The organism is Kitasatospora sp. NPDC056531 (assembly GCF_042794375.1).
GTDB lineage: Bacteria > Actinomycetota > Actinomycetes > Streptomycetales > Streptomycetaceae > Kitasatospora.
In genome coordinates this window covers 1-1,656 of the sequence record NZ_JBHTTU010000335.1, presented here as the reverse complement: position 1 = coordinate 1,656, position 1,656 = coordinate 1, and the positions used below count along the sequence as shown (strand labels likewise).

General features: G+C 67.8%; 1 protein-coding gene. It reads left to right on the top strand.

Annotated features, from left to right (window positions below; translation table 11 throughout):
• Window positions 1-386 precede the first annotated feature (386 nt).
• Complete coding sequence (locus ACFQ87_RS46205; RefSeq protein ID WP_380617044.1) at window positions 387-1,565, top strand: alpha/beta hydrolase family protein; 1,179 nt, start codon at window positions 387-389, stop codon at window positions 1,563-1,565.
• Window positions 1,566-1,656 lie beyond the last annotated feature (91 nt).

Below are 1,656 nucleotides of genomic sequence, written 5' to 3'. Positions count from 1 at the left end.
CGCCTGGAACGAGAACCCACGGCCCTTCACCTGGACGAAGACCGCCGACGAGATCCTCAAGTCCCTTGCCGACTACCTCGCCAAGATCAACCCGATCGGCACCGAAACAAACTAGATACTTATGATCGCCACTTCCGGCGCAGGACACTAGTGCAACGCCGCGTTGATCCTTCGGGGGTTCATGCGGCTTGGAGTGGGCTGCCGTCGTAGGTCCAGCGGTAGGGCTTGGCGTCGTGTTCGTCGTATGCCAAGACGAAGGTGGCGCTCGACGATGCCCGTGATGGGAACCTCGCGCCGCTCGGGATCTCAGGGTGTAGCCAGCACCACCCTCAAGACGGAAACCAGTGTGATCGAGTGTCAGGGCGGGGCCGGGCAGGATCGTTCCCGTGAACACCACCTCGAACCGCAAGCGCCGTATCAGCGCTGTCGCAATCCTGGCTCTCGCCGCATCAGTGGCCGCGACCGGCACCGGACTCGCCGCCACCACCTTGCCGTCCACCGTGCACGCGACCACCGCCACAGCTGCCGCCGCGCCCACGCGGTCCTTCCAGGGCACGCTCCCCGCGCCGACCGGCCCCTACGCCGCCGGCGAGGAAGTCATCCACCTCACCGACGCGAGCCGTCTTGACCCGTGGGTGCCGTCATCCGGCCCCCGCCAACTGGCCGTCACGATGGTCTACCCGGCCGTCCCCGGGACCGGGACTCCGGCCCCTTACATGACCCTCGGCGAGGCAGCCGGAGTCCTCCAGCGCCAGAAGGTGCCGGTGAGCTCCGGCATCACCCCGCAGAGCCTTTCCAACGTCGCCACTCACGCCTTCGACGGCGCGCGGCCGCAGCACGGCAAGCATCCGCTGGTGGTCCTCTCACCCGCGTACGAGAACCCGCGCATGACGCTCACCTCGCTCGCGACCGAGCTGGCGAGTCACGGCTACGTGGTCGCGCTCGTCGGCCACACCTACGAGGACAACGGCGAGACGCTGGCGTGCGTGATCTGCGATGCCCCGCCGGGGCTCGACTTCAAGGCCGTCACCGCCAGCCGTGCGCGGGACTTGTCCTTCGTGATCGACCAGTTGACGCACGGCAATTCCGCCTGGCGCCTGGCGCACCTCATCGACAAGCACAGGATCGGCATGGCCGGACACTCCCTCGGCGGAGCGGCGACTGCCGCCACGATGACCGCCGACCCGCGAGTACGGGCCGGAGTGAACATGGACGGCTCCTTCCAACCGGACCTGAAGCCCGGCCAGATCAACCGGCCGTTCCTCATGCTGGGCGTGGCCGCCTCCAACCACTTGGCCGGCGGCGAGTGGGAGCCGGACTGGGCCGCCCTCAGCGGCTACAAGAAGTGGCTGACGGTCACCGGCGCCGACCACTTCGGCTTCGCCGACCTGGAAGTGCTCCAGGACGAGGCCGGGTTCCCGCCGCGGCCCCTCCCCGCGGAACGCGGGGTGGAGATCACCCGCGAGTACGTGACAGCGTTCTTCGACCAGACGCTGAAGAGGATCCACCGTCCGCTGCTGGACGGCCCCTCGCCGAACAATCCGGAAGTACTCTTCCAGTACTAGTGCCGCATCAGGCAACGTTCGCCCTGTCGACGATGGCGCGTAGGCGCCGGTCGTCGGCATGGCGGTTTCGCCAGATGATGTAGCGGCGGAT